Source organism: Yersinia pekkanenii, assembly GCF_001152565.1.
GTDB classification, from domain to species: domain Bacteria; phylum Pseudomonadota; class Gammaproteobacteria; order Enterobacterales; family Enterobacteriaceae; genus Yersinia; species Yersinia pekkanenii.
The window spans coordinates 1-684 of sequence record NZ_CQAZ01000197.1 but is presented as its reverse complement, the minus strand read 5'-3'; the positions used below and the strand labels follow the sequence as shown (position 1 = coordinate 684).

The window sequence follows — 684 nt, the reverse complement described above, 5'->3', positions numbered from 1 at the left end:
CATTACTGGCTTGGCTTTAACGTCGGAACGTTTAACGGTTGCAAAGATGAATACCGTTAAGTTAGAATCCGCCTCAACCTTATTAAGACCGTCGCAGGCATTATTTAAGGCTAGGCTCTGGTGTTTGACTGGAATCGCCGCCAGAGCCGAACTAACACGATTAGATAAGTTATTCATGATTTAGCCTCGCCGCTTTCATTATTAAGCAAACAAGACAGGTCAGAGTTTAATTTGTGCGCCAGTTTCAATATGCTGGTTAAAGCAAAGACTGTATCAGTCTCCTCTGGCGCATGTTCATGGGTATACGCATCTTTTAATAGTGTTAATAGAACCACTACCTCAGATGACCTATCGCTCACATTTACAATTTCGTACTCTGGTATATTTAATGAAGTCATGGGAGCCTCTTATTCTTTGGAATACATTTCAGTTATACATTCAACTTCAATCGTTGCGTCTATAATTTCTGAGCCACGACTCAATAAAAGACCGATGATAGCCATATCTCCGCGCATTTCATTATCTGGATATCTTTCATTGTCACAGGCCCAAAACATTAAACTACCAATAGCCTTGAATCCATCAACAAAACATTCTCTTGTGGCTGTTGCGGTCTCTAAAATATTCCTTGCGTCTTCTTTAGGTAAGTTTCTTATATTTCTCGCATCAATGAATAGACTTTGG

General features: G+C 39.8%; 1 protein-coding gene and 1 pseudogene. Both read right to left on the bottom strand.

Annotated features, from left to right (window positions below; translation table 11 throughout):
* Positions 1-173: 173 nt before the first annotated feature.
* A complete protein-coding gene (locus AEP37_RS23945) occupies positions 174-398 on the bottom strand; it encodes a hypothetical protein (protein WP_049615681.1) in 225 nt (74 codons plus the stop codon).
* A gap of 9 nt (positions 399-407) precedes the next feature.
* Positions 408-684: pseudogene (locus AEP37_RS26845) on the bottom strand (hypothetical protein); the annotation flags it as partial.